At 65.3% G+C, this 25,801-nt stretch carries 21 protein-coding genes and 1 pseudogene; 11 read left to right on the forward strand and 11 right to left on the reverse strand.

The genetic code is table 11. The features are described from left to right. Positions 1 to 27: 27 nt before the first annotated feature. Positions 28 to 2,313, reverse strand: a complete 2,286-nt coding sequence (locus tag ACHMWQ_RS14530) for an NADP-dependent malic enzyme (protein WP_354549010.1) — start codon at positions 2,311 to 2,313, stop codon at positions 28 to 30. A 92-nt stretch (positions 2,314 to 2,405) separates the two neighbouring features. After that, entirely contained in the window at positions 2,406 to 2,591 is a 186-nt protein-coding gene (locus ACHMWQ_RS14535) for a hypothetical protein (RefSeq protein WP_354549011.1), read from the reverse strand. A gap of 462 nt (positions 2,592 to 3,053) precedes the next feature. On the opposite strand from ACHMWQ_RS14535, the gene cysS reads away from it, so the two are divergent. The 3 genes from cysS to cimA all read left to right on the forward strand — a co-directional run bounded on the left by cysS (position 3,054) and on the right by cimA (position 6,653). Continuing rightward, a complete protein-coding gene (gene cysS / locus ACHMWQ_RS14540; RefSeq protein WP_396307998.1) occupies positions 3,054 to 4,565 on the forward strand; it encodes a cysteine--tRNA ligase in 1,512 nt (503 codons plus the stop codon). 274 nt (positions 4,566 to 4,839) lie between these two features. Beyond that, positions 4,840 to 5,052 (forward strand): hypothetical protein, encoded by a 213-nt coding sequence (locus ACHMWQ_RS14545; RefSeq protein ID WP_354549014.1) that lies wholly within the window; start codon positions 4,840 to 4,842, stop codon positions 5,050 to 5,052. Next, positions 5,049 to 6,653 carry a citramalate synthase gene (cimA, locus tag ACHMWQ_RS14550; RefSeq protein ID WP_396307999.1) on the forward strand — a complete coding sequence of 535 codons (1,605 nt, stop codon included), beginning with the start codon at positions 5,049 to 5,051 and terminating at the stop codon, positions 6,651 to 6,653. Before ACHMWQ_RS14545 ends, cimA begins: the two co-directional genes overlap by 4 nt. A gap of 166 nt (positions 6,654 to 6,819) precedes the next feature. Here cimA and ACHMWQ_RS14555 read toward each other — a convergent pair whose 3' ends face one another. After that, a complete protein-coding gene (locus tag ACHMWQ_RS14555; protein ID WP_396308000.1) occupies positions 6,820 to 7,422 on the reverse strand; it encodes a TIGR00730 family Rossman fold protein in 603 nt (200 codons plus the stop codon). Between the two features lie 393 nt (positions 7,423 to 7,815). Between ACHMWQ_RS14555 and ACHMWQ_RS14560 the strand changes: the two genes are divergently transcribed. The 4 genes from ACHMWQ_RS14560 (at position 7,816) to pssA (ending at position 13,187) form a co-directional block, all read left to right on the forward strand. Beyond that, positions 7,816 to 9,237 carry a LysM peptidoglycan-binding domain-containing protein gene (locus ACHMWQ_RS14560; RefSeq protein WP_396308001.1) on the forward strand — a complete coding sequence of 474 codons (1,422 nt, stop codon included), beginning with the start codon at positions 7,816 to 7,818 and terminating at the stop codon, positions 9,235 to 9,237. 134 nt (positions 9,238 to 9,371) lie between these two features. After that, entirely contained in the window at positions 9,372 to 11,309 is a 1,938-nt protein-coding gene (locus tag ACHMWQ_RS14565; RefSeq protein WP_396308002.1) for an ABCB family ABC transporter ATP-binding protein/permease, read from the forward strand. Between the two features lie 344 nt (positions 11,310 to 11,653). Then, entirely contained in the window at positions 11,654 to 12,361 is a 708-nt protein-coding gene (locus tag ACHMWQ_RS14570; RefSeq protein ID WP_396308003.1) for a phosphatidylserine decarboxylase, read from the forward strand. A 1-nt stretch (position 12,362) separates the two neighbouring features. Beyond that, on the forward strand, positions 12,363 to 13,187 hold the full coding sequence (gene pssA, locus ACHMWQ_RS14575) for a CDP-diacylglycerol--serine O-phosphatidyltransferase (protein WP_396308004.1): 825 nt from the start codon (positions 12,363 to 12,365) through the stop codon (positions 13,185 to 13,187). Between the two features lie 267 nt (positions 13,188 to 13,454). On the opposite strand, the gene ACHMWQ_RS14580 is transcribed toward pssA, so the two are convergent. Then, complete coding sequence (locus tag ACHMWQ_RS14580; RefSeq protein WP_354549024.1) at positions 13,455 to 13,646, reverse strand: hypothetical protein; 192 nt, start codon at positions 13,644 to 13,646, stop codon at positions 13,455 to 13,457. 180 nt (positions 13,647 to 13,826) lie between these two features. Here ACHMWQ_RS14580 and puuE point away from each other — a divergent pair, with 180 nt between their 5' ends. Together puuE and parC are read left to right on the forward strand one after the other, a co-directional pair. Further along, positions 13,827 to 14,738 (forward strand): allantoinase PuuE, encoded by a 912-nt coding sequence (gene puuE / locus ACHMWQ_RS14585; protein ID WP_396308005.1) that lies wholly within the window; start codon positions 13,827 to 13,829, stop codon positions 14,736 to 14,738. A 61-nt stretch (positions 14,739 to 14,799) separates the two neighbouring features. After that, the gene (parC, locus tag ACHMWQ_RS14590; protein WP_396308006.1) at positions 14,800 to 17,058 is read left to right on the forward strand and encodes a DNA topoisomerase IV subunit A; all 2,259 of its coding nucleotides are present in this window, start codon (positions 14,800 to 14,802) and stop codon (positions 17,056 to 17,058) included. A 338-nt stretch (positions 17,059 to 17,396) separates the two neighbouring features. Here parC and ACHMWQ_RS14595 read toward each other — a convergent pair whose 3' ends face one another. The 7 genes and pseudogenes from ACHMWQ_RS14595 to ACHMWQ_RS14625 form a co-directional block, all read right to left on the reverse strand. Continuing rightward, positions 17,397 to 18,155: an arginyltransferase gene (locus tag ACHMWQ_RS14595; RefSeq protein WP_354549028.1), complete on the reverse strand. Its 759-nt coding sequence runs from the start codon at positions 18,153 to 18,155 to the stop codon at positions 17,397 to 17,399. 86 nt (positions 18,156 to 18,241) lie between these two features. After that, positions 18,242 to 18,742 carry an RDD family protein gene (locus ACHMWQ_RS14600; protein ID WP_396308007.1) on the reverse strand — a complete coding sequence of 167 codons (501 nt, stop codon included), beginning with the start codon at positions 18,740 to 18,742 and terminating at the stop codon, positions 18,242 to 18,244. Between the two features lie 86 nt (positions 18,743 to 18,828). Beyond that, the gene (locus ACHMWQ_RS14605; protein ID WP_396308008.1) at positions 18,829 to 20,076 is read right to left on the reverse strand and encodes a threonine ammonia-lyase; all 1,248 of its coding nucleotides are present in this window, start codon (positions 20,074 to 20,076) and stop codon (positions 18,829 to 18,831) included. Between the two features lie 16 nt (positions 20,077 to 20,092). Beyond that, a complete protein-coding gene (locus tag ACHMWQ_RS14610; RefSeq protein WP_396308009.1) occupies positions 20,093 to 21,439 on the reverse strand; it encodes a branched-chain amino acid ABC transporter permease in 1,347 nt (448 codons plus the stop codon). A 43-nt stretch (positions 21,440 to 21,482) separates the two neighbouring features. After that, entirely contained in the window at positions 21,483 to 22,502 is a 1,020-nt protein-coding gene (hemB, locus tag ACHMWQ_RS14615; RefSeq protein WP_396308010.1) for a porphobilinogen synthase, read from the reverse strand. 96 nt (positions 22,503 to 22,598) lie between these two features. Then, entirely contained in the window at positions 22,599 to 23,219 is a 621-nt protein-coding gene (locus ACHMWQ_RS14620; RefSeq protein ID WP_396308011.1) for a hemolysin family protein, read from the reverse strand. A gap of 133 nt (positions 23,220 to 23,352) precedes the next feature. Continuing rightward, a pseudogene (locus tag ACHMWQ_RS14625) lies at positions 23,353 to 23,892 on the reverse strand (CNNM domain-containing protein); the annotation flags it as partial. A 298-nt stretch (positions 23,893 to 24,190) separates the two neighbouring features. On the opposite strand from ACHMWQ_RS14625, the gene ACHMWQ_RS14630 reads away from it, so the two are divergent. Both ACHMWQ_RS14630 and ACHMWQ_RS14635 read left to right on the forward strand, forming a co-directional pair. Further along, positions 24,191 to 25,231: an enoyl-CoA hydratase/isomerase family protein gene (locus ACHMWQ_RS14630; RefSeq protein WP_396308012.1), complete on the forward strand. Its 1,041-nt coding sequence runs from the start codon at positions 24,191 to 24,193 to the stop codon at positions 25,229 to 25,231. Then, positions 25,228 to 25,650 (forward strand): DUF6163 family protein, encoded by a 423-nt coding sequence (locus tag ACHMWQ_RS14635; protein ID WP_266333281.1) that lies wholly within the window; start codon positions 25,228 to 25,230, stop codon positions 25,648 to 25,650. Before ACHMWQ_RS14630 ends, ACHMWQ_RS14635 begins: the two co-directional genes overlap by 4 nt. Positions 25,651 to 25,801: the final 151 nt, after the last annotated feature.

The following is a 25,801-nucleotide window of genomic DNA, read 5'->3' on the forward strand; positions in this document are numbered from 1 at the left end:
CCCCAAAGGGGATGCCGGCGGTTGCAATCAGACGCTTTGCGCTTCGACCGCCGCCAGCGCCGTCATGTTGACGATGCCGCGCGAGGTGACGGACGGCGTCAGGATATGCGCCGGCTTGGCCGCGCCCAGCAGGATCGGGCCGACATGCAGCGCGTCGGTCATCACCTTCACGACGTTCATCGTGATGTTGGCGGCGTCGAGGTTCGGGAACACCAGCAAATTGGCTTCGCCGGTCAGCTTCGATTTCGGCATGACGCGGGCGCGCAGCGTTTCGGACAGCGCGGAGTCGCCATGCATTTCGCCGTCGACTTCGAGATCCGGCGCGGTTTCCCAGAGCAGCTCGGTCGCCCGCCGCATCTTGGCGCTCGAGACGTTGTCGCGGGAGCCGAAATTGGAATGCGATAGCAGCGCCGCCTTGGGCGTGATGCCGAAACGGCGGATGTGGTCTGCCGCGAGCCTCGTTACTTCCGCGATCTCTTCCGCCGTCGGGTTCTCGTTGACATAGGTGTCGGTCAGGAACGTCGTCGCGCCGGAGGAGATCAGCAGGCTCATCGCCGAATAGGAATGGCTGCCGGGCCTCAGGCCGATGATGTCGCGGATGACGCGGAAATTGGTGCGGAACTGGCCTTCCAGGCCGCACAGCAGCGCGTCGGCGTCATTGCGGATCAGCGCCAGCGCGCCGATGGCGGTGGCATTGGTGCGGACGATGGTGCGCGCCGCTTCCGGCGTGATGCCGTGCCGGCCCATCTTGTCGAGATAGAGATCGACATAGTCGCGATAGCGCTTGTCGTCCTCGGGATTGATGATCTCGCAATCGATGCCCGGCTTGAAGCGCAGACCGAAGCGCTTCACGCGCGTTTCAATGACCGAAGGGCGGCCGATCAGGATCGGCTGCGCTAGGCCGTCTTCCAGCGCGACCTGGGCGGCGCGCAGCACGCGCTCGTCCTCGCCATCGGCATAGATGACGCGCTTCACGTCCTGCTTGGCGGCCGCGACCATCGGCTTCATCAGCAGGCCGGACTTGAAGACGAAGCGCGTCAGCCGGTCCATATAGGCGTCGAAATCGGTGATCGGCCGCGTCGCCACGCCCGAATCCATCGCCGCCCGCGCGACGGCCGGCGCAATCCGCAGGATCAGGCGCTGATCGAAGGGCGAGGGGATCAGGTAGTCGGGGCCGAAGGAAAGCTGCACGCCGCCATAAGCCTGCGCCACGACGTCGGACGGCTCTTCCTGCGCAAGCGCGGCAATCGCATGCACCGCGGCCTGCTTCATTTCCTCGTTGATTGTCGTGGCGCCGACATCGAGCGCGCCGCGGAAGATGTGAGGAAAGCAGAGTACGTTATTGACCTGATTGGGGAAATCCGACCGGCCGGTGCAGATCATGACGTCGGGTCGCACCGCGCGCGCGTCGTCCGGCATGATTTCCGGCTTCGGGTTGGCGAGCGCCAGGATCAGCGGGCGCTCGGCCATGCGGGCGACCATGTCGGGCTTCAGCACGCCGGCCGCCGAGAGGCCGAGGAACACGTCGGCGCCGTCGATGATTTCGGCCAGCTTCCGCTTGTCGGTCTTCTGCGCGAAGACGGACTTCCACGGGTCCATCAGCGCCTCGCGGCCCTCATACACCACGCCTTCGATGTCGGCGACCCAGATGTTTTCGAGCTTCGCGCCCAGCGCGACCATCTGGTTGAGGCAGGCGAGCGCCGCGGCGCCCGCGCCGGAACAGACGATCTTCGCCTCGGTGATCGGCTTGTCCTTCAGCTTCAGCCCGTTGATGACGGCCGCGCCGACGATGATCGCCGTGCCATGCTGGTCGTCATGGAAGACGGGGATCTGCATCCGGGCGCGCAGCTTGCGCTCGATCTCGAAGCATTCCGGCGCCTTGATATCCTCGAGATTGATGCCGCCGAAGGTCGGCTCGAGCGCGGCCACCACGTCGACGAACCGGTCGATGTCGCGTTCGTCGACCTCGATGTCGAACACGTCGATGCCGGCGAATTTCTTGAAGAGGACGGCCTTGCCTTCCATCACCGGCTTCGAGGCCAGCGCGCCGATCGCGCCCAGGCCGAGCACGGCGGTGCCGTTCGAGATCACGGCGACGAGGTTACCGCGAGCGGTGTAGTCGAAGGCCTTGGCGGGATCGGCCTCGATGGCGAGGCAGGGCGCGGCGACGCCGGGCGAATAGGCCAGCGCCAGATCGCGCTGATTGCCGAGGGGCTTGGTCGCCCGGATCTCGAGTTTTCCCGGCTGCGGGAAGCGGTGATAGAAGAGCGCGCTCTCGTCGAGATCAGCGCCCGCCGGGCTTTTGTCGGTCATTAGTCCTGCCTGCGAACGATACGGATGGATAGCAGTTGCCTGCTAGGGATCCGTCGTAGCCGATCGGGGCCAGCGAGGCGAGCGAATGGTGGTCAGAACGCCGCGAAGTTCGAACGAGTCGCAGCACCACAGGCGACGCCCTTGCTCATGCACATGCTGATGGCCGAGGTGCGGGGATCGCGGATGTCGGAATGGGCCGGCCGCTGCACCAGCTCGGCGAGGCCGATTCCGATCAGCGTGGCGAAGAGGGTGACGGCGAAGAAGGAACGGGTGGCCATGACGCAATACTCCAGAAGCCCTGGTCGATCATCGGATCCTGCTCCCCCGCAGCTGAACCCGACCTGAAACCTGCGTTTAGATAGCGTTCGGAATTCTTGCGATTTGATTAAAATTGTCCCGATCTTAGGGTTTTGGTGACGCTGATGGCGGGACTGTGGAAATCCGAGCGGAAACGTGGCGCCGCGTAATCGTTGTCCAGGCGATCGCGACATCGGGCTGCCGGTTGAGCCGTGCGGGAGGCGGCGCTGCCTATTTCCGGCCGAGTTCGCTCCGGGCTGCTTGACGCTCCGGCGGATTTCGGTCATCACGCTGACATGACGGCTTTTCCGCGTTTCAACGGCATTATCTGCTGCGGGATTATTACCGGCTAGCGCACGCTGGCTGAGGCCGTTCCTCTGTTCCATTCCGATAGAGACGAACGCCCAAGGCCCGGCGGGCTTGTGTTCATTCGGGATCGTTCAATGACTCTGCGCCTCTACAATACGCTGACGAAGGAAAAGGACGCGCTTGCGCCGCTCCTGCGCGATCCCGTGACGGGCAAGGACCGCGTCCGCATGTATGTGTGCGGGCCGACGGTGTACGACTTCGCCCATATCGGCAATGCGCGCCCGGTCATCGTCTTCGACGTGCTGTTCCGGCTGCTGCGCCATGTCTACGGCCCGGACCATGTCACCTATGTCCGCAACATCACGGACGTCGACGACAAGATCAACGCGCGCGCCGCGATCGACTATCCCGACCTGCCGCTGAACGAGGCGATCCGTCTGGTGACGGAGAAGACCGACGCGCAGTTCCAGACGGATGTGGCGGCGCTCGGCTGCCTGCCGCCGACGGAGCAGCCGCGCGCGACCGAGCATATCGACGGCATGAAGGCGATGATCGAGCGGCTCGTCGAGCGCGGCGTCGCCTATGTCGCGGAAGGCCATGTCCTGTTCTCGCCCTCGGCGATGGACCGGCTGAACGGTACGCTGCCGCGCTATGGCGCGCTCGCCCGGCGCTCGCTCGACGAGATGCTGGCCGGCGCACGGGTAGATGTTGCACCGTACAAGAAGGAGCCGATGGATTTCGTGCTCTGGAAGCCTTCGGCCGAGAACGAGCCGGGCTGGCCGTCGCCGGCCGGCATAGAGGGGCGGGGCCGTCCGGGCTGGCACATCGAGTGCTCGGCCATGTCGATGGCGAAGCTGCTGGAGCCGTTCGGCGGTGGACTCAACTGCGACGACCCGCTGAAGAACACGTTCGACATTCATGGGGGCGGCATCGACCTCGTCTTCCCGCACCACGAGAACGAGATCGCGCAGTCCTGCTGCGCCTTCGGTGCGCCGCGCATGGCCAATATCTGGATGCATAACGGCTTCCTGCAGGTCGAAGGCGAGAAGATGTCGAAGAGCCTCGGCAACTTCGTCACGATCCGCGAGCTGCTGGAAACGGGAAGTTTTGGCGACAATGTCTGGCACGGTTATGTGCTGCGCTTCGCCATGCTGACGACGCATTACCGCCAGCCGATCGATTTCACCGCCGAGCGCCTGGTCGAGGCGCGCAGGCAGCTTGCCGACTGGATCGATTTCGTCAGCGGCGCCGATGAGAGCGAGAGCGACGAGCCGCCGGCGGAACTGGTCGAGAAGCTCGCCGACGATCTCAACTTTTCCGAGGCCAAGGCGCTGATGGCGTCCTGGGCCCGGCAGAAGGGCGACGTCGAGGCCGCGACCAAGCTGTCGCGCTCCATGCGTTTCCTCGGCCTGTGGAAGGGCGAGGTTTCGGCCGATATCTATTCCTATGGCCACAGCGTTTCCGATGGTCCCAACGCTGCCGAGGTCGAGGCCTTCATTGCCGCCCGCCTCGACGCGCGCCGTGCGAAAAACTTCGCCGAGGCCGATCGCATTCGCGCCGAACTTGACGGCATGGGCATCACGCTCAAGGACGCCAAGGACCCGGCGACGGGCGAGATCGTCACAAGCTGGGAGGTGAAGCGATGATGGCTGTTTGCTCCGCTCTCGCCACCCGCTCCGGCGTCGCTGGCCCCGGCACCCGCCCCACACTCGCGGTCATCCCTGCGAAAGCAGGGATCCATGTCGACGGGTGCGGACAGGCTGCCGTGACGCCCAATTCCTCAGCCGTATGGATCCCTGCTTTCGCAGGGATGACGGCGGAGGGTGTCGTGGCCGACGCAGCCTTGTCCGTTCGCGGCCCCATCGCTCCACAAAATTCACGCGCGCGCTGAACCGCGTCGCCAACCAGAAAGATACCGCCATGACCAAGATTCCGCTCGACGAAGCCCTGATCGAACAGCTCATTGCCGACCGCATCGCTGCGCGCGAGGCCAAGGATTTCGCCAAGGCCGACACCATCCGCAAGCAGCTCGACGCCATGGGCCTCGTTATCATCGACGGCAAGGATGAGGCGACCGGCGAGTTCTGGACGACATGGGATCCCAAGGCTGCGCCGGAAGAAGAATCGGAATGACGAAAGAGCGCCTTTATCTGTTCGATACGACGCTGCGCGACGGGGCGCAGACCAATGGCGTCGACTTCTCGGTCGAGGACAAGGTCCTGATCGCCGGTATGCTCGACGCGCTCGGCGTCGACTATGTCGAGGGCGGCTATCCCGGCGCCAACCCGACCGATACGCGCTTCTTCACCGAGAAGCGGACGCAGCGGGCGAAGTTCACCGCCTTCGGCATGACCAAGCGGGCAGGTGTCAGCGTCTCCAACGATCCCGGCCTCAACACGCTGCTCGCGGCAGCCTCGGACGCCATCTGCTTCGTCGCCAAGACCTGGGACTATCAGGTCAAGGTCGCGCTCGGCGCCACGGAGGCAGAGAATCTCGAAGGCATCCGCCAGTCGGTCGAGGCGGCGGTATCTAGCGGCAAGGAAGCGCTCGTCGATTGCGAGCATTTCTTCGACGGTTACAAAGCCAACCCGACCTATGCGCTCGCCTGCGCCAGGACGGCCTATGAGGCCGGCGCGCGCTGGATCGTGCTTTGCGAGACCAATGGCGGCTCGCTGCCGGAAGAGGTCGAGCGGATCGTGCGCGAGGTGGCCAAGGTCATCCCGGGCGACCATCTCGGCGTTCACGCGCATAACGACACCGAGCAGGCCGTTGCCAATTCGCTGGCCGCCGTCCGGGGCGGCGCGCGCCAGATCCAGGGCACGCTGAACGGCATTGGCGAGCGCTGCGGCAACGCCAACCTGACCTCGATCATCCCGACCCTGATGCTGAAGCCGTTCTATGCGGACCAGTTCGAGATCGGCGTGACGACGGAAGCCTTGCAGGGGCTCACCGCGCTGTCGCACCGCTTCGACGAGATCGTCAACCGCGCGCCCAACCGGCAGGCGCCCTATGTCGGCGCCTCGGCTTTCGCGACCAAGGCCGGCATCCATGCCTCGGCCATCGTCAAGGACCCGAGCACCTACGAGCATGTGAAGCCCGAATCGGTCGGCAACCATCGCCGCGTCCTGGTTTCCGACCAAGCGGGTCGGTCCAACCTGCTCGCGGAACTGTCGCGGCTGGGCATCACCGTCGACAAGGCGGATCGTCGTCTCGACGCGCTGCTTTCCGAGGTCAAGGAGCGCGAGGCGGTCGGCTATTCCTATGAAGGCGCCGATGCGTCGTTCGAGCTGCTGGCGCGCCGCACGCTCGGCAACGTGCCCGATTTCTTCACGGTCGAGAGCTTCCACGTCACCGTCGAGCGCCGCTTCAACGCGGTCGGCAAGCAGATCTCGGTCTCGGAGGCCGTGGTCAAGTTGATCGTCGGCGGCGAGCGGCTCTTGACGGTCGAGGAGGGCAATGGCCCGGTCAACGCACTGGACCGTGCACTGCGCAAGGATCTCGGCGTTTACCAGGACATCATCTCCGGCCTGGAGCTGATCGACTACAAGGTGCGCATCCTTAACGGTGGCACCGAAGCCGTGACGCGCGTGCTGATCGAGACCCGCGACGAGACCAGCGAAAGCTGGCTGACCATCGGCGTCTCGGAAAACGTCGTCGACGCCTCGTTCGAGGCGCTGCTGGACGCGATCATCTACAAGCTGGTCCGCGCGGGCGCGAAGCCGGCAAAGGCTTAGGCAGGCAAGGCCCTCACCCCACCCTCTCCAGTAAGCTGGCGAGGGCTTCTTCGCCGGCGCTGTGGCGAGGGTAGAACCTTTCTGGGAAGGACGGGGTTCGACCCGGTCCCTCTACCGCGTGCGGGAGAGGGTGGGGGCGAGGATCTCTTCCTGCAGTGGAACTGCCCTAGAGATCAGCGATCGGGATCGGTTCGGCGGCGCGGGGCGCGGGCGCTGCCGGCGTCGCGGCCAACAGCTTCGGCACGATATCTTCGGCCGTGTTGGCGACGAGGTAGCTCACTTCGAAGCCGTTGCGGATGAAGCCGGCATCCGCCATGTGGCGCAGCAGCGCGATCAGCGGGTCCCAGAAGCCGTTGATATTGGCGATCAGGACCGGCTTCTTGTGCTGGCCCAACTGGGCCCAGGTCATCATCTCGACCAGTTCCTCCAGCGTGCCGATGCCGCCCGGCAGCGCCACGAAGGCGTCGGCGCGCTCGAACATGATGCGCTTGCGCTCATGCATGTCCTCGGTGACGACGAGTTCGTGCGCGGTCTCCAGCATCACTTCGCGCTCCCGCAGGAACTGCGGGATGATGCCGATCACATGGCCGCCGGCCGCCATCACGGAGCGCGCGGTGATGCCCATCAGGCCGATGGCGCCGCCGCCATAGACGAGGCCGAGGCCGGCTTCGCCCATCGCGCTGCCAAGCCGTTCGGCGGATTCGGCATAGATCGGGTCGTCGCCTGCGGACGAACCGCAGTAGACGCAAATCGAGGAGAGCTGTGTCATGAGGCCTTCCTCGCATCCGCAACGGCGACCGTCAAGCGGAAGGCAAATGCGCCACAGAGCCTCGGAAACTGCGGTTTCGCTGCCTTGTCGCGATGCGGAAAGCGGGTATAACAGTTCGGTGAAATGCTGGAGAAACAGCCGAAGAATCGGCGCGATCCGGCGGGGAAGTTGGGGCCGCAGGGCGTGCAACCCGGCAGCTGTTCCGTTTTGAGCGACAGGTTTGAGCATCGATGGCTGAAAAGACACCTCCCGGACCGACGACTTCCGGCCGCGTTGCCGGCGTAGTGGCGATCGCTGCCATCCTGGTCGGGGGCTGATTACGGCCTGGTTGCGAAGCCCGCTTCGACGACCGCGACGACGTCCGATGCCGCACAGGCGACGCCGGGCGGCAAGGTGGCCGAGCCAGCCCCGGCTGCCGATGCGAGCGCCAAGCCTGCGGAAAACGCGCCGGCCCCGGACGCGCCTGCCAAGGCTGCGGACGGAAGCGGCGACAAGGCCACGCAGACCGCTGCGATTTCCGCCCCCGCTACCGATCCGAAGGCCGCGTTGACCGAGGCCGCCAAGCCGGCCGAGACCGCTGCGCCCAGCTTCGATATCGTCCGCGTCGAACCGACGGGCGAAACCGTCGTGGCCGGTCTCGCCGCGCCGAAAGCCAAGGTGGAACTGCTCGACGGTTCCGCGCCGATCGCCACCGCCGAAGCGAATGAGCGCGGCGAATGGGCGATGGCGGTGGAGAAGCCGCTGGCCGCCGGCACGCATGATCTCTCGATCCGCACCACCTCGCCCGACAAGAAGACCGAGACCCTTTCCGAGCAGAGCGTGGCCGTGCAGGTGCAGGAGCCCGGCAAGGGCGAAGCGCTCGTCGTGCTGAACACGCCCGATGCCGCCAGCAAGGTGCTGCAGAAGCCGGATGCCGCCACGGCCGAAACCAAGCTTGCCGCCGCGCAGCCGGAATCGGTTGCGCCGAAGGTGAGCGAGCCGGCACCGCCCGCTGCCGCAACGCCGGAAGCGGCTGCCGGAGCACCCGCCACGTCGAATGCGCCCGGCGAAGCCACCGCTGCGGCCACCGCCGATACCCCCGCGAAGCCGGATTCTGCCGCCACTGCGAATGCAGCACCTAAGACGGATGCTACCAAGACGGATGTGCCCGCTGGCACGGATACGCTGGCCGAGTCGGACAAGGCCGCCAAGCCGGATACAACCGCCAACGCCACGGCTGCCGCACCCGCGCCCGCCGATGCGGCGACGGCCGCCAAGCCGGTTGCGCCGGCCGATGCCAAGACCGCCGACGCGGCTGCGCCCAATGTCACGGTCGATGCGGTCGAGGTCGAGGACGGCAAGCTGTTCGTTGCCGGCTCGGCCAAGACCAAGGCGCCGGTGCGCGTCTATGTCGACGAGAAGCCGGTGGGCGTCGCGAAGCCGGGCGAGGGCGGCCGCTGGCTGCTTGAGGCCCCGCAGACGGTCGAGCCCGGCCGCCGCGTCGTGCGCGCTGACCAACTCGAAGGTGATACCGGCAAGGTCGTGGCGCGTGCCGAAGTGCCGTTCGAGCGCAGCCCGGATGAAGCCGTGCTGGTGCCGGTCGCGGCCGGTGTTGGCGCCGGCGGCGCCAATGCCGATGGCAACGTGCCCGCGCCGCAGAACGTCATCATCCGCCGGGGCGACAATCTCTGGAGCATTTCGCGGCGCCTCTACGGTCGCGGCATCCGCTTCTCGACCATCTATGAGGCGAACAACGATCAGATCCGCAATCCGGACCTGATCTATCCCGGCCAGACCTTCGTGTTGCCGACCGGCGACGCCAACTGGACGAACTGAGCCGCAAGCACCATGTGAGCGGGGCGCGCGGACCGCGCGCTCCCATCTTCCGCCGCGCCCGGATCCGCTCCGAGGCGCGGTTTTGCCGTTGCGCATGGCGCGATGGCCGACCGCGATAATCTGGAGAATTGCCAATGAGCGCGAACAACAGCGCCACCTCGCAGCCTGCCAAGGGCGTGCCGGATGAAGAGAAGGACGCGACCGCGTTCTCCACGATTGTCAGCCTCTGGCCCTATATCTGGCCGAAGGACCGTAACGATTTGAAGCTGCGCGTCGCCGGCGCGCTCGTCATCCTGGTGCTGGCCAAGGTCCTGACGGTCTGCATCCCGTTCCTGTACAAATGGGCGACCGATGCGCTCGTCTCGCCGGCCAATGCCGCCGGCGACAAGGCCGGCCTTGCCCTCATCGTCACCGTACCGATCATGCTGGTGGTCGCCTATGGCGTCGGGCGCATCCTGCTCAACGCCTTCAACCAGATGCGCGATGCGCTGTTCGCGCGCGTCAGCGAGAACGCGATCCGCAAGCTCGGCCGCCGCGCCTTCGTCCACATGCACCGCCTGTCGCTGCGCTTCCACCTGCAGCGGCGCACCGGCGGCCTGTCGCGGACGATGGACCACGGCATGAAGGGCATCGACTCGATCGTCGACCACATCATCCTCAACACCTTCCCGACGCTGCTGGAGTTCCTGCTCGCCGCCGTGGTGATCGCCTGGCAGTTCAACCTGACCTATGTCGCGGTCATCGCCGTCACCATCGTCGCCTATGTCTGGTTCACCATCGTCGCCTCGAACTGGCGCATCGCGATCCGCCGCGAGATGAACGCGTCCGATACCGACGCCAATGCCAAGGCCGTCGACTCGTTGCTCAACTACGAGACGGTCAAGTATTTCGGCAACGAGACGATGGAGGCCGACCGCTACGACCGCTCGCTCGAGCGCTACGAGGCGGCCTCTATCAAGACGTGGACGTCGCTCGCCTGGCTGAACTTCGGCCAGACCGTGATCTTCACGACCGGCATGACCATCTGCATGGCGCTTTCCGGCGCGGCGATCATGCGCGGCGAGCAGACCATCGGCGATTTTGTCATGATCAACGCGCTGCTGGTCCAGCTTTCCTTCCCGCTGAATTTCATCGGCACGGTCTATCGCGAGCTGAAGCAGGGCCTGGCCGATGTCGAGGCGATGTTCCGCCTGCTCGACATGCCGGAAGAGGTCCAGGACAAGCCGGGCGCGCCGGCGCTCGTGGTCCGGCAGGGCTCGGTGCGGTTCGAGAACGTCTCCTTCCACTATGATCCCGCGCGCGAGATCCTGAAGGGCGTCGATTTCGAGGTTCCGGCCGGCAAGACGGTCGCCATCGTCGGTCCCTCCGGCGCGGGCAAGTCCACCATCTCGCGTCTGATGTTCCGCTTCTACGACGTCACGGCGGGGCGCATAACCATCGATGGCGTCGATATCCGCGACGTCCAGCAGGCAAGTGTTCGCGCCGCCATCGGCATGGTCCCGCAGGATACGGTGCTGTTCAACGACACCATCGCCTACAACATCGCCTATGGCCGCCCGAGCGCCTCAATGGACGAGGTGCGCGAGGCGGCGCAGATGGCGCAGATCGCGGGCTTCATAGAGACCTTGCCGGATGGATTCGATTCGGAAGTCGGCGAGCGCGGTCTGAAGCTCTCCGGCGGCGAGAAGCAGCGCGTGGCGATTGCCCGCACGATCCTGAAGGCGCCGCCGATCCTCGTGCTCGACGAGGCGACGTCGGCGCTCGACACCCACACCGAGCGCGAGATCCAGGGTGCGCTCGACCGGGTTTCAGCCGGCCGCACCACGCTGGTGATCGCGCATCGCCTGTCCACTGTCGTGACGGCCGATGAAATCATCGTGCTGGAGGCGGGCAAGATCATCGAGCGTGGCCGCCATAGCGAACTGATGCTGCAGGGCGGATTGTACGCCTCGATGTGGGATCGCCAGCGCGAGGCCGACGAGGCAGCCGAGCGGCTGCGCCGGGTTCAGGAGACGGACACGCTGGGAATCGTCGCGCGCGGACCGAAGGCCGGTCTGGAGACCGTGAGCTAGCTCTTCGACTCGAGGCCACACAGAGAAGAGGTCCGGAGGCGGTAGCCTTCTGGCTCCGCCATCATCCTGAGGCGCTTCGCGCAGCGAAGCCTCGAAGGACGATCCAGTGGGCGCCTCGTGTGCTGGGGGAATCCCTGGACCCTCCTTCGAGGCCCGGCTGCGCCGGGCGCCTCAGGATGATGGGGAAGCGGCGCTTCGACTTTCTCGACCGTTGAAGGCTTGAGATTGGAAATATGGAGCGCCACTTGCCTCGTCTGCGACGGCGGGAAACGGGCAGGGCGGCTTCACACCTCGGCCGATCCATGGTTTACCGGACGCGACTTTATTAGGAGACAGGGCAAGGCATGGATTCTGTGCTGAAATCGATCCGGGCGAATTTCGTTCCGATCCACCGCGAAGGCTACCCCTTCATCGCCATCCTCGCCTTCGTCACCCTGTTCCTGGGCTGGCTATGGGGGCCGCTGTTCTGGCTCGGCCTGATCCTGACCGCCTGGTGCGTCTATTTCTTCCGCGACCCGCCGCGCGTGACGCCGATCGATCCGGATTTGGTCATCAGCCCGGCCGATGGTCGCGTTTCGGCCGTCGGCCCCGTCGTGCCGCCGCCGGAGCTGGAGCTTGGAACCGCGCCGCGCGTGCGGATTTCCGTCTTCATGAACGTGTTCAACTGCCATGTGAATCGCGCTCCCGTCGCCGGTCGCGTCCAACGCATCGCCTACAAGCCCGGCAAGTTCCTGAATGCCGAGCTGGACAAGGCGAGCGAGGATAATGAGCGCAACGGCCTGGTCATCGACAGCGCCCACGGCCAGCTCGGCGTCGTGCAGATCGCCGGCCTCGTGGCGCGGCGCATCGTGTGCTTCACCCGCGAAGGCCAGCCGCTTGCGGCCGGCGAGCGTTTCGGCCTGATCCGCTTCGGCTCGCGCCTCGACGTCTATCTGCCCGAGGGCGCCGTTCCGCTCGTCGCCGAGGGCCAGACGGCGATCGCCGGCGAGACCGTTCTGGCACGCTTCGGCACGGCCAGTAGCGGCGCAGCCTCCGGCGTCCGGATCGACTGACATGGAAACGATTTTTCCGCCGTTCGATCCCGACGACGAGGAGGGCGAGCGCCCGCGTCCCCGCCGTCAGATCCCGTTCCGGATGATCCTGCCCAATCTGGTGACGCTGCTGGCGCTCTGCGCCGGCCTGACGGCGATCCGCATGGCGATCGAGGCGCGCTATGGCGAGGCGATCGCCATGATCGTCGTGGCGGCCGTGCTCGACGGCATCGATGGCCGCGTCGCTCGCATGCTGCGCTCGACCTCGCGCTTTGGTGCGGAACTGGATTCCCTGACCGATTTCGTGAATTTCGGCGTCGCTCCCGCGATCCTGCTCTATGCATGGGCGCTGGACGAGGTCCGCTCGCTGGGCTGGATCGCCGCGCTCGTCTTCGCGATCTGCGCCGCGCTGCGGCTCGCCCGCTTCAATGTCGCGATCGACAATCCCCACAAGCCGGACTGGCAGGCGAATTTCTTCGTCGGCGTGCCGGCGCCGGCCGGCGCGCTGATCGTGCTTCTGCCGGTCTATCTCGAATATCTCGACCTGCCGCACGGGCGCTTCACCGCGCCGGTCGTGCTGGTCTACACCATCGCCGTGGGCCTGCTGATGGTGAGCCGCTTGCCGACCTGGTCGGGCAAGAAGTTCGGCGGAGTATCGCGAGAAGTCGTGCTGCCGCTGTTCGTCTTCGTCGTCGTGCTGGCGGCGATGCTGTTCAGCTATCCGTGGCACGTGCTGGCGGTTGGCGCGATCGCCTACCTGATCATCTTGCCGCTCGGCTGGCGCGCCTGGCGCAGGCATATGCGCGAGGATGCGTCGCAGGTGGCTGTCGCCAAGGACCCGATCTAAGAAAAAGCCCCGGAAAGCTGACGACTTTCCGGGGTCTTTTTTATTGTCGGTTCGGCAGTCTGATGCATGAGCAAGTAGAGGCAATCCTCGTCCCGACGCTCTCCCGCAAGCGGGCGATGGAGACGCCCGACCGGGCAATTGCAGGGCGATCCGATACCTGAAGTTCAAGCATCGATGCCGAGGACGATCGCCGGCCGAAAACCCTCGCCCGCTTGCGGGAGAGCGCAGGGTGAGAGACTTGAAGGGCGCGAAGCCTCCGCGCCAAGATCAGCCGTGGCTGGCGACGGCCTGCATGCGCTCGTCGAACGGCACATGGGTGAAGGCTGCGTCGACCGTGCTCGGCGCCATCAACTCGAGGACGCGCCGCATCTGGGCGATCTGCAGGTCGAGCGCCGCCATGAAGCGGGGATCATCGGCCGGAAGGCTCGTTGCCTGGAACTGCGTGTGCGCGGACTGCATTCTGCCCTCCTTGGGGACGGTGGCAGCAGGCGGTCGCTACCAATTGTTTAGATTTTGAGCCATGTAGGTTAATGCCTCGTGAATCGGCGGGGCGCGTTAACGCTGATATCAGTGAGATGCAGCCACGACGCGCCGCCGACCGCGTGGCCGCGATAACCATTTCGATAATCCGAGGCCAGCATGACGACTTCCTATCCGCGTGACCTGATCGGTTATGGCCGCAACACGCCCGATCCCAAATGGCCGGGTGGGGCGAATGTCGCCGTGCAGTTCGTCGTCAATTACGAGGAGGGCGGCGAAAGCAGCATCCTGGACGGCGACAAGGCCTCGGAATCGCTGCTGTCGGAAATCGTCGGCGCCCAGCCCTGGGTCGGCCAGCGCAACCTGAACATGGAATCGATCTACGAATATGGCTCGCGCGCCGGCTTCTGGCGCCTGTGGCGGATGTTCTCCAGCCGCCAGGTGCCGGTCACCTGCTATGGCGTGACGCAGGCGATGGCGCGCAATCCGGAAGCGGTCGCCGCGATGAAGGAAGCGGACTGGGAACTCGCCAGCCACGGCCTGCGCTGGCTCGAATACAAGGATTTTTCCGAGGAAGAGGAGCGCCGGCACATCCACGAGGCGATCCGCCTGCACACGGAAGTCGCCGGCTCGCGTCCGCTCGGCTTCTATCAGGGCAAGCCCTCCGATCACACGCTGAAGATCCTGATGGAGGAGGGCGGCTTCCTCTATTCCTCGGACAGCTATGCCGATGATTTGCCCTATTGGGTGACGGGGCCGAACGGGCCGCATCTGATCATTCCCTACACCCTCGAAACCAACGACATGCGCTTCGCCACGCCGCAGGGTTTCAACTCGGGCGACCAGTTCTTCACCTACCTCAAGGACGCCTTCGACGTGCTCTATGAGGAGGGCGAGCAGGGCGCGCCGAAGATGATGAGCGTCGGTCTGCACTGCCGGCTCGTCGGCCGGCCGGGACGCGCCGCGGCGCTGGCCCGCTTCATCGATTATGTGGCGTCGAAGGAGAAGGTCTGGATCCCGCGCCGCATCGACATCGCCTGGCACTGGCACGCACACCACAGGCCGGCATAAACGGCGGCGGCCGGCCGCTTTCCCTTGAAATGGCTGAATACTGCGGTTACTCCCATCAGGCATGGGAAAAGCGCTGATTCCGCCAGACGGCGGCCATGTCGAAACGATCAATCTCCGCGAGGCGCTTGAAGAGCGCTACCTCGCCTACGCCCTTTCGACCATCATGGGTCGGGCGTTGCCGGATGCGCGCGACGGGCTGAAGCCCGTCCATCGCCGCATCCTGTACGGTATGCACCTGCTGCGCCTCAGCCCGGATTCGGCCTTCAAGAAGTCGGCCAAGATCGTCGGTGACGTGATGGGCTCGTTCCATCCGCATGGCGACCAGTCGATCTATGACGCGCTCGTGCGCCTGGCCCAGGATTTCTCCTCGCGCTATCCGCTGGTCGACGGTCAGGGCAATTTCGGCAACATCGACGGCGACGGCGCGGCAGCGTACCGCTACACCGAAGCGCGCATGACCGAAGTCGCGCAGATGCTGCTTGAGGGCATCGACGAGGACTCGATCGATTTCCGCGAGAACTATTCCGGCGACCTGAAGGAGCCGATCGTTCTCCCGGCGAGCATTCCGAACCTGCTCGCCAACGGCACGTCGGGTATCGCGGTCGGCATGGCGACCTCCGTGCCGCCGCACAACATCGCCGAGCTTTGCGACGCCTCGCTGTTGCTGATCAAGAACCCCGACGCGACGGCCGAGGAACTGGTCCAGCACGTCCAGGGCCCGGACCTGCCGACCGGCGGCATCATCGTCGACAACCGCGCGCAGATCACCGAGGCCTATCGCACCGGCAAGGGCGGGTTCCGCGTTCGCGCCCGCTGGCATGTCGAGGACCAGGGCCGCGGCACCTATCTGATCGTCGTCACCGAGATTCCCTACCAGGTGCAGAAGTCGCGCCTGATCGAGAAGATCGCCGAGCTGATCCAGACGCGGAAGGTGCCGCTGCTGGCGGACGTGCGCGACGAGTCGGCCGAGGACATCCGCGTCGTGCTGGAGCCGCGCGCCCGCACGGTCGATGCCGCGCTGCTGATGGAATCGCTGTTCAAGCTCACCGAGCTCGAAAGCCGTATCTCGCTCAACATGAATGTCCTCTCGAAGGGCATTGTGCCAAAGGTGATGACGCTTTCGGAGGTGCTGCGCGAGTGGCTGGACCACCGCCGCGAGGTGCTGGTGCGCCGCTCAGCGTTCCGCCTGGCGCAGATCAAGCATCGCCTCGAAGTTCTGGAAGGCTATCTCGTCGCCTACCTGAACCTCGACGAGGTGATCCGGATCATCCGCTATGAGGATGAGCCGAAACAGGAGTTGATGAAGACCTTCTCGCTGACCGACCTGCAGGCCGAGTCTATCCTCAACATGCGCCTGCGCTCCCTGCGCAAGCTCGAGGAATTCGAGATCCGCAGCGAGCACGAGAAGCTCTCGGCCGAGATGGCGGAGATCGAGTCGCTGCTCGGCTCCGAGGACAAGCAGTGGAAGACGGTAGCCTGGCAGATCAAGGAGGTCCGCAAGACCTTCGGCCCGGAAACGCCGCTCGGCAAGCGCCGCACCGGCTTCGCCGATGCGCCGTCGCATGACGTCGAGGATATCCAGCAGTCGATGATCGAGCGCGAGCCGATCACCGTCGTGGTTTCCGAAAAGGGCTGGATCCGCGCGCTCAAGGGCCATGTCAGCGATTTCACGACGCTGACCTTCAAGACCGATGACGGGCTGAAGATGGCGTTCCACGCCGAGACGACGGACAAGCTGCTGGTGTTCTCCACCGGCGGCAAGTTCTACACGCTCGGCGCCGACAAGCTGCCTGGCGGGCGCGGCCATGGCGAGCCGATCCGCCTCATGGTCGATATGGACAATGCGCAGGACATCGTCACGGTGTTCGTCCACAAGCCCGGCCGCAAGCTGCTGCTGGCCTCGACCGATGGTCGCGGCTTCGTCGTGCCGGAGACCGAGGTCATCGCCAATACCCGTAAGGGCAAGCAGGTGTTGAATGTCGACGGCACCGAGGAAGCGCGGATCTGCGTCGAGGCGGCGGGCGACCTCGTCGCCATCATCGGCCAGAACCGCAAGTTCCTGATCTTCCCGGCCGAGCAGATCCCCGAGATGACGCGCGGCAAGGGCGTCCGGCTGCAGCGCTACAAGGATGGCGGCCCGTCCGACATCCGCATGTTCTCCAAGGCCGAGGGGCTGACCTGGATGGATTCATCCGGCCGCAGCTTCACCCGGTCGGCCGAGGAACTGCGCGACTGGATCGCCGAACGCGGCCAGGCCGGCCGTCTGCCCCCGGACAAGTTCCCCAAGACCAACAGTTTTGGAACGCCGCCGCTGAAGTAGGTGGCGTACTTGCCGTTCTTCACCTCTCCCTGAGGGAGAGGTCGGCTCGGAGAGCCGGGTGAGGGTTTAGGGAACTATCCGGTGAGGCCGTAAACCCTCACCCGCCGCACTGCATGGGTCGACCTCTCCCTCAGGGAGAGGTGACAAAGGCCAAATAGCGGTTGGGCGAGGATAAACGCCCAACATCCTGAGGAGGCTTGCGCAGCGAGCCGTCTCGAAGGGACGCGCGGCCTGAGGGCAGCCAACACCACCGCTCTGCGTGCTTCGAGACGGCCCTCCGGGCCTCCTCAGCATGTTGAGGTGGGTGTCGCACCGCGCGTGTTGGCAAAAATGAGCGATCACTCGCTGCTCTGGCCTGCCAGCTCCCAGCCGCGGGGGCCGAGATGTTGCTGCGGCTTGAAGCGGGCCTTGTAGGCCATCTTCTTCGAGCCATCGACCCAATAGCCCAGATAGACATAGGGCAGGCCCATGCGCCGGGCGCGGCGGATGTGGTCGAGGATCATCAGCGTGCCGAGCGACCGGTCGATCAGGTCCGGCTCATAGAACGAATAGACCATCGACAGGCCGTCCGAGAGCAGGTCGGTGAGCGCGGTGGCGATCAGCGGGCCCTCGCCCTGGCCGGTGATGCCGCTGTCGGGACCACGGAACCGGTATTCGACCAGCATCGTATCGACATGGGTGTCCTCGACCATCATGGCGTAGTCGAGCACGGTCATGTCGGCCATGCCGCCCTGGGAATGGCGGGCATCGAGATAGGCGCGGAACAGGGAATATTGCTCTGAGGTCGGCGCGGCGTCGACGCGCGTGCCGATCAGGTCGCTGTTCTTCTCCAGCACGCGACGAAAGCTGCGCGTGGTGATGAACTGATCGACGGGAACGCGGATCGAGATACAGGCCTTGCAGGCCTCGCAGGCCGGGCGATAGGCGATGTTCTGGCTACGCCGGAAGCCGCCCTGAGTCAGGATTTCATTGAGGGCGGAGGCCTTCTCGCCGACGAGATGCGTGAAAACCTTACGCTCCATCTGCCCCGGAAGATACGGGCAGGGCGATGGCGCGGTCAGGAAGAACTGCGGCGTGTCGGTCGAATGCTGGGTCATCGCACAACGGGCCCGGACGATTCAGGCATGCAGCAACGATAATACGCCTGCGCCCGGTGCCCAAAGTGAATTCTGGTGGAAGACAATCAGCGCCGGGTGCGCGTCAGCGGGCCGGCGTTGAGGATCACGGTGCCCAGCAGCATGTCCTGCAGCAAGCGCTTGCGGTTGGAGAAGAGCCCAACCAGCAGGACCAGCGGCGTCAGCACAGAGACCGAGAACCAGAAGATCAACGAATGCGCGGCCGCGATGATCGGGCCGATGCGCTGGCCGTCCGTGCTGCGGATGGTGACGCCTGCCATGCGCATGCCGGGCGTGGCCGCCTTGGGGCCGCCCAGTGTCAGTCCGACATAGAGCAGGGCGACGATGGCAAACAGCGGCAGGCCGAACAGCAGCCAGGCGATGCCAAGCGTGAAGACGCCCATCGCGATGATCACCAGCGACGCTACCAGCAGGAAGACGCCGATCAGAATGGCATCCATGATGAACGCGAAAAAGCGCTTCGACAGAACGCCGTCAAAGAGTTCCGGTTCGCGCACCGGGTCGAAGACCATGCCGTTATAGCGATAGGCGTCGTCATAGTGCGTCATGTCGATTTCCTGGTACTGTCCCATGATCGATAAATGGGCAATGCCGGTTCTTCATACAAGAAGTGGCCCCGCGATGCTTCCCGCGATCAGGGAGGATCCATGCGCTCCACCGAATACTGGCGCGCCTCCAGGGCGGCGACGATCTCGCGCGCATGCTCGGGGCCGTGCGTTTCGATCGTGACGTCGAGGCTGGCACCCTTGGCCGGCACCGTCAGCAGATGGCGGTGATGCGAGACCTCGAGAATGTTGCCACCGCAATTGCCGATCGTCTGGGCAATGTCGGCAAGCACGCCCGGCCTGTCGGGGATGGTCATGCGGACGGCGACGATGCGCTCCGACCGCGCCAGTTCGCGCACCATGATCGAGGCGGCGAGGCGCGGGTCGATGTTACCGCCGCACAGCACCAGTCCCACGCGCTGGCCGCGGAAGCGGTCGGGATCGGCCAGCATCGCGGCGAGGCCGGCAGCACCCGCGCCTTCCGCCATGGTCTTCTGCAGCGTCAGATAGGCGTTCACGGCGCGCTCGATCGCGGTTTCCGACACCAGTACGACGTCGTCGACGAAGCGCCGGGCGATCTCCAGCGTCAGCACGCCGACATTCTTGACGGCGATGCCCTCGGCCAGCGTGTTGCCGCCGCATTCGCCTTCCACGCCGTCGAGGGCCGCCCGCATCGAGGGATAGAGTTCGGTCTCGACGCCGATGATCTCCGTGTCGGGCGAAAGCGCCTTGGTGGCGATGGCGATGCCGCCGATCAGGCCGCCGCCGCCGACCGGCACCAGGATGCAATCCAGCTTCGGCCCGTCCTCAATCATTTCGAGCGCGATCGTGCCCTGGCCGCGAATGACATGCGGATCGTCATAGGGATGGACCCAGACGGCGCCGGTTTCGTCGGCGATGCTGGCGGCGATCTGCTGGCAGGCCGCCAGCGTCTCGCCCTCGACGACGACCTTGGCGCCGAAAGCCTGCGTCGCCTCGATCTTCACGAAGGGCGTCGTCTTCGGCATGACGATGGTCGCGGGCATGCCGAGCCGCTGGGCGTGATAGGCGACGGCCTGGGCATGGTTGCCGGCCGACATGGCGACGACGCCGTTGGCGCGTTCCTCGATCGTCAGCGAAAGCAGCTTGACCAGCGCGCCGCGCTCCTTGAAGGCGGAGGTAACCTGCAGGTTCTCGTATTTGACGTAGACCTCGGCGCCGGTCAGGCGCGACAGGCGCGGGGCGGGCAGGAACGGCGTCCGGATCAGGACCCCGTCGATCAGCCGCGCCGCATCGCGAATGTCCTCCAGCGTGGGGATCGCGCGGGACGGCGAGGGGGTCTGGGATGCGTCGGGCATGGAGCCTCCGGGAAGATCAGGACAGGCGTGTCCCGCGCCCCTCTTCCAGCGCCTGGCCGAGGCCAAGCAGGCCGTTGGGACGCAGCAGGAAGAGCAGGGTGAGGACGGAGAGCACGACGATGTCGCGCGAGGTCGAATCGAAATAGGCGGACCAGAGCGTCTCGAGGGTTGCGATCAGCAATCCGCCCAGCACGGCGCCGACGAGCGAACCCGCGCCGCCCACCAGGCTGGCGAGCAGCGCCTTCAGGCCGACCATCAGCCCCATCGAGAAACTGATGGTGCCATAGCTGAAGGCGATGACGAGTCCGCCGCCGGCCGTCAGGGCCGATGCCAAGATCATCGTCGTCGCGGTGACGGCCGAGGTATGAATGCCGGCGAGACGTGCCATGACGCGGTCATCCGACACGGCGCGCCAGGCGCGGCCGAAGCGCGAGAACCGCATGAAGGCGAGCACGGCCGGCAGGATGACCAGGGCCGAGGCGATGATCAGCAGGCGCATTTCCGGAATGATGACGGGGAAGTCGCCACCGGTGAGGGTGACCGGCGTTTCCAGCATCGGCTCGACCCAGATGTCGCGCGCGCCCTGCGTCAGGCGCAGCATTTCCGAAAGCGCGATGCCGAGCCCGATCGTGGCGATGATGAAGGCGCGGTCCGGGCGCCCCTCCAGCGGCAGGACGACCGAGCGACCGACCAGCCAGCCCCAGAGCGCCGCCAGGGCGACCGCGGTTGCGATGGCCAGCGCCACGGTGGCGAGCAGCCCGAAGGACGGAATCCCGCCGGCCGCCACGATGCCGAACAGCGCGCCATAGCCGCCGATCACGGCGATCTGGCCGAAGGCCATGTTGATGCGGCGGATCAGGCCGTAGATCAGCGCGTAGGCCAGCGCCAGCGGCGAATAGAGGGCGCTAAGCGCCAGGATGTTGATAATCTGCTGGAGCGCGAAGCCGACCGCCTTGGGCGGCTCCCAGGAGAGGAGCTGGATGCTGGGCGGCTGCCAGTTGGTCTCGGCCACGGCCCGCGAAATGGCAGTATCGCTGGACAGGAACCAGCGATAGAGCGTCAGCAATTGCCGCTCGGAGAGAGCACCGTCATAGCCGCGCACGCCGATGACGTCGCGTCGGCCCATCTCCAGAGTACCTCCGCCGAAGGCGCAGTCGACATAGAGGGGCAGCGGCATGCTGGGGACGGTGTAATTGACCCGGACCGCATGGCTGACGCCGGTCAGCGGAATCACCGACTGGATCGTGACCTTCTGGTTTTCCGGCGCCACGGCGGTCGCGACCGCGACGCAGATCCGGGCCTGTTGGCGGTCGACCTCGGAGCAGGCGGAAAGCAGCGCGGCCGCGCAGAAGAGGAGCGCCATGATCGCGGCCGATCTTGCCGCCCCCCGCATCGGCGCGCCCCGTTCAGCGAGGGAGGAAAGGAGCGACGAGCGGGGCGAAGTAGGTCAGGATGCCGTCCGCCCCCGCCCGCTTGAAGGCTGCGAGGCTCTCGATGAAGGCGCGGTCGCCGTCGATCCAGCCGTTCCGGGCCGCCGCCTGAAGCATCGCGTATTCCCCGGATACCTGGTAGGCAAAGGTCGGCATGGCGAAGGTCTCCTTCACCCGCTGCACTACATCCAGATAGGGCATGCCGGGCTTGACCATGATCATGTCAGCCCCTTCCTGAATGTCGAGTTCTACCTCGCGCAAAGCCTCGTCCGTATTGCCGAAATCCATCTGGTAGGTGCGCTTGTCGCCGATCAGCGTCTTCGACGTACCGATCGCGTCGCGGAACGGTCCGTAGAAGGCGGAGGCATACTTGGCCGAATAGGCCATGATCTGCACGTCGAGGAATTCGGCATCGTCGAGCACCTCGCGGATCGCCGCGACACGGCCGTCCATCATGTCGGACGGGGCGATGACATCAGCGCCCGCTTCGGCCTGGGCCAGCGCCTGCTGGACGAGCAGGGCCACGCTGGCATCGTTGACGATCCGGTCGCCTTCCATCACGCCGTCATGGCCGTGGCTGGTATAGGGATCGAGCGCCACGTCGGTGATCAGGCCGATCTCCGGCACCGCCGCCTTGATAGCGCGGCAGGCCCGGCAGACGAGATTGTTCGGGTTCAGCGATTCGGACCCGGTCGGATCGCGCAGCGACGGCTCGGTGAAGGGGAAAAGCGCGATGGCAGGAATGCCCAACGCCGCCGCCTTCTCGGCCTCGACCACGGCCTGGTCGACGGAGAGGCGCTGAACGCCCGGCATCGAGGCGACGTCCTGGCGGACATTCGTTCCCTCGACGAGGAAGATCGGCCAGATCAGGTCGTTCACCGTCAGTACCGTCTCGCGTAACAGCCGGCGCGACCATTCCGCCTTGCGATTGCGTCGCAGGCGGCGGCCGCCCAGAATCGCGTTCATGTCGGGCGGGGTGAAGGAGTGACGGGTCATGCTGATTTCCTTGGAAGGCGCGGCGGCGGGACGTTAGCACCGGGAAAACCCGCTGCAAGCGCCGCACTGTCGCGCCTCCGGATGAGACGGAGCGGCCTAGCTGTCGCTCTTTCGGACGAGAACCTTGTCGATCCGCCGGCCGTCGAGGTCAACCACCTCGAAGATCCAGCCCTCATAGCTGAAGAACTCGCCCGGTACCGGGATGTGGCCGAAATGGTTCAGCATGAAGCCCGCCATGGTGGCGAAATCCTCGTCGCTGTCGACCAGCTTCAGCGCCAGCGTGCGCTCGACGCTGTCGATCTGGGCGCTGCCGTCGATCAGCCAGGAGCCGTCGGCGCGCTGGGTGGCGTCAGGAACATCGTCGCCCTCATGTTCGGGCATGTCGCCGGCGATCGCGGTCAGGATGTCCATCGGCGTCACGACGCCCTGGAAGCTGCCATATTCGTCGAGCACGACGGCCATGTGGACGTTCGACGTCTTGAAGCGGTCGAGCACCTTCAGGATCGGCATGCGCTCGTCGACATAGAGCGGCTCGCGGATGACCGGCGTCAGGTCGACGGTCTGGCCCTTGTAGATCTGCTCCAGCAGGTCCTTGGCGTGGACGATGCCGATCACCGCGTCGATCTCGCCGCGACTGACGGGAAAGCGCGAATGACCAGATTCGATCACGGCGTCGCGGATGTCGGTCGGCGAATCCTCGATATCGAGCCAGACCACGTTCCGGCCGGGCGACCATGATCGTGCGGACCGAGCGGTCGGCGACGCGGATCACCGCCTCGATCATCTCGCGCTCGGCCTGATGGAAGACGCCGGCCTCGGTGCCTTCCGCGATCATCGTCTTGACCTCTTCCTCGGTCACGCCGCGCTCGTCATTCTCCTGTTTGCCGAGAATGCGCAGCACGGTGTTGGTCGAGAGGCGCAGGAACCAGACGATCGGCAGAGCGACGCGGGCCAGCAGCCCGACCGGCCGCGCCACGAAGCATGCAAGCCGCTCGGGATTGGTCAGCGCCAGGCGCTTGGGCACCAGCTCGCCCGCAATCAGCGAGAAATAGGCGAGGCCCACGACGACGATGACCGTCGAGATGGTCGAGGCGCGGTCGCCGAGACTCGGGAATTCATAGAGCAGGAAGTCGTTCAGCGGCGTTGCGAGTGCAGCCTCGCCGAAGGCGCCGGACAGGATCGCAACCAGGGTGATGCCGATCTGCACCGCCGACAGGAAGCCGGTGGGGTCCTCCGCCAGCTTGAGCGCGGCGGTGGCGCCGCCGACCCCTTCGCTGGCCATGAACTGCAGACGGGCAGGGCGGGATGAAACGACGGCGATCTCGGATAGCGCAAAGAAGCCGTTGAAAGCGATCAACACAGCGATGATCAGAATGTCTTGCCAGGGCATGTGTCGTTTAGCGCGCGGCAATCATTGAAAAGGGCACCATCTTATCCGTTTGGACATGGAAAAAAGGACTGGCGAGCCGAACCTAAAGGTCCCGCTCCAGAGCAAAGCTTCGCATACGCTATCTCGACATGATGGTGATCATAACGAACGCTGCGAGTTCTCGCCAGCGGAGAGATGCTTCAATCGCTGCATTGCGGAAATCCCGCGCCCGGCTGAATGAGGTGGGGACGGCGGGCCAAGCGCCCTTGCCCCTCCCTATGCCCGGCTTACGATCCCCGCTTCGCGCGCCGGAGGCAAGATGGCCGAGCCAGAGATCCTTTTCGAACGCCGGGGACATGCCGGCCTTGTCACGCTGAACCGCCCGGGCGCGCTCAACGCCCTGTCGCATGGCATGGTGACCGCGCTCGCCCAGGCGCTCGAAGGTTGGCGGGACGATCCCGAGATCCGCCTCGTCATCGTGCGGGCGGTCGGCCGCGCCTTCTGCGCCGGCGGCGACATCCGGGCCGTCTACGAGGCAGGGCAGGGATCCCCCGCGCAGAAGGCTTTCTTCGAGGCGGAATATCGCCTGAATTCAGCGATTAGGGCGTTCCCAAAACCCTATGTCGCGCTGATCGACGGCTATGTGATGGGCGGTGGCGCCGGCATTTCGGTACACGGCTCGCACCGGGTCTTCGCCGAGAAGGCCGTGTTCGCGATGCCGGAAACCGGCATCGGCTTTTTCCCGGATGTCGGCTCCAGCTTCTTCCTGTCGCGCATGCCGAGCCAGATCGGACTCTATTGCGCGCTCGGTGCCATCCGTCTGGCGCGCGGCGATGCGCTCTATGCTGGTATCGCGACCCATGCCGCGCCCGCCACCACTTTTGACGCCATCGTCGCACGCCTCGCGGAGGCGGAGGATGTCGACGCTGTGATCTCCGAGTTTGCCGAGCCGGCGGCGCCGGAATCGCTCGGTTCGCTCGCTCCCGCCATCGAGGCGGTCTTTGCCACGGGCTCGGTCGAATCGATCCTGGCAAGGCTGGACGCCCTGCAGGGGCCGCTCGCGGATTGGGGCGGCGTCACGGCCGCCGCTATCCGGGGCAAATCGCCGACCAGCCTGCGGATCGCGCTGCGGCAGATCCGCGCCGCGGGTGAACTCGCATTCGAAGACTGCATTCGCCTCGATTGGCGCATCGCCAACGCGATCCTCGACGGACATGACTTCTATGAAGGCGTGCGGGCGGCTCTGGTCGACAAGGATCAGTCGCCGCGCTGGAACCCTGCTACGCTCGACGCAGTTGACCCGGGCGTGATCGAAGGGCACTTCGTGGCTCCCCTCGACGGAGACATTCCGCTGCCATGATGGACAATGAAGTCACCCAGCTCCCCAGCGAGCCGGACAATCCCTATGATCTGGCGCTGAACGTCTATCTGCGCGGCGTGGCGGCCATCCTGCTGCTGCTCGGCCTGCGTCACTGGCTCTATATCGCCGGCGTGTTCCAGGACGATGGCTGGAGCCTGGAGACGATGTCGAACCAGTGGCGGTTCGTCACCATCAACCTAGCCGTCGTCGACCTCGTCGCGGCCGTCGGCCTGTGGATGCGGGTCGCCTGGGGCAATGTGATCTGGGTCTATATCGCGATGTTCGAAGTGGCGATGCACACGGTGTTCGCCGACACGTTCGGTTTCGACTGGCTGATCGTTTCCTTCCATGTCGTGTCGCTGCTGGTGTTCGTTGGACTGCTGGTCATGAGCCGGCGGCACGAGGCGGCGGCTGGCTGAAAGTCAGGCGTCGCCTAGCTTCGCGCGGGCCGGATAGTAAGTTTTTAACGATAAGAACCGTTTCGAATGCCAACTTGCGAGGTAAGCAGACGTTAAGCCTGATCCTTAAGATGATTTTCAAATGCCGCCTATAAGTTCCGTGGTCATGAGG

The sequence above is a fragment of the Kaistia sp. UC242_56 genome, assembly GCF_044452255.1.
Lineage (GTDB): Bacteria > Pseudomonadota > Alphaproteobacteria > Rhizobiales > Kaistiaceae > Kaistia > Kaistia defluvii_A.

Excerpts from the sequence above, each read along its gene's own strand:
- cimA (WP_396307999.1), top strand. The coding sequence starts at position 5,049 with ATGACGAAAGAGCGCCTTTATCTGTTCGATACGACGCTGCGCGACGGG.
- cysS (WP_396307998.1), top strand. The coding sequence starts at position 3,054 with ATGACTCTGCGCCTCTACAATACGCTGACGAAGGAAAAGGACGCGCTT.
- ACHMWQ_RS14555 (WP_396308000.1), bottom strand. The coding sequence starts at position 7,422 with ATGACACAGCTCTCCTCGATTTGCGTCTACTGCGGTTCGTCCGCAGGC.
- hemB (WP_396308010.1), bottom strand. The coding sequence starts at position 22,502 with ATGACCCGTCACTCCTTCACCCCGCCCGACATGAACGCGATTCTGGGC.
- ACHMWQ_RS14570 (WP_396308003.1), top strand. The coding sequence starts at position 11,654 with ATGGATTCTGTGCTGAAATCGATCCGGGCGAATTTCGTTCCGATCCAC.
- puuE (WP_396308005.1), top strand. The coding sequence starts at position 13,827 with ATGACGACTTCCTATCCGCGTGACCTGATCGGTTATGGCCGCAACACG.
- pssA (WP_396308004.1), top strand. The coding sequence starts at position 12,363 with ATGGAAACGATTTTTCCGCCGTTCGATCCCGACGACGAGGAGGGCGAG.
- ACHMWQ_RS14530 (WP_354549010.1), bottom strand. The coding sequence starts at position 2,313 with ATGACCGACAAAAGCCCGGCGGGCGCTGATCTCGACGAGAGCGCGCTC.
- ACHMWQ_RS14605 (WP_396308008.1), bottom strand. The coding sequence starts at position 20,076 with ATGCCCGACGCATCCCAGACCCCCTCGCCGTCCCGCGCGATCCCCACG.
- ACHMWQ_RS14565 (WP_396308002.1), top strand. The coding sequence starts at position 9,372 with ATGAGCGCGAACAACAGCGCCACCTCGCAGCCTGCCAAGGGCGTGCCG.
- parC (WP_396308006.1), top strand. The coding sequence starts at position 14,800 with ATGGGAAAAGCGCTGATTCCGCCAGACGGCGGCCATGTCGAAACGATC.
- ACHMWQ_RS14635 (WP_266333281.1), top strand. The coding sequence starts at position 25,228 with ATGATGGACAATGAAGTCACCCAGCTCCCCAGCGAGCCGGACAATCCC.
- ACHMWQ_RS14595 (WP_354549028.1), bottom strand. The coding sequence starts at position 18,155 with ATGACCCAGCATTCGACCGACACGCCGCAGTTCTTCCTGACCGCGCCA.
- ACHMWQ_RS14535 (WP_354549011.1), bottom strand. The coding sequence starts at position 2,591 with ATGGCCACCCGTTCCTTCTTCGCCGTCACCCTCTTCGCCACGCTGATC.
- ACHMWQ_RS14610 (WP_396308009.1), bottom strand. The coding sequence starts at position 21,439 with ATGGCGCTCCTCTTCTGCGCGGCCGCGCTGCTTTCCGCCTGCTCCGAG.
- ACHMWQ_RS14600 (WP_396308007.1), bottom strand. The coding sequence starts at position 18,742 with ATGACGCACTATGACGACGCCTATCGCTATAACGGCATGGTCTTCGAC.
- ACHMWQ_RS14545 (WP_354549014.1), top strand. The coding sequence starts at position 4,840 with ATGACCAAGATTCCGCTCGACGAAGCCCTGATCGAACAGCTCATTGCC.
- ACHMWQ_RS14580 (WP_354549024.1), bottom strand. The coding sequence starts at position 13,646 with ATGCAGTCCGCGCACACGCAGTTCCAGGCAACGAGCCTTCCGGCCGAT.
- ACHMWQ_RS14630 (WP_396308012.1), top strand. The coding sequence starts at position 24,191 with ATGGCCGAGCCAGAGATCCTTTTCGAACGCCGGGGACATGCCGGCCTT.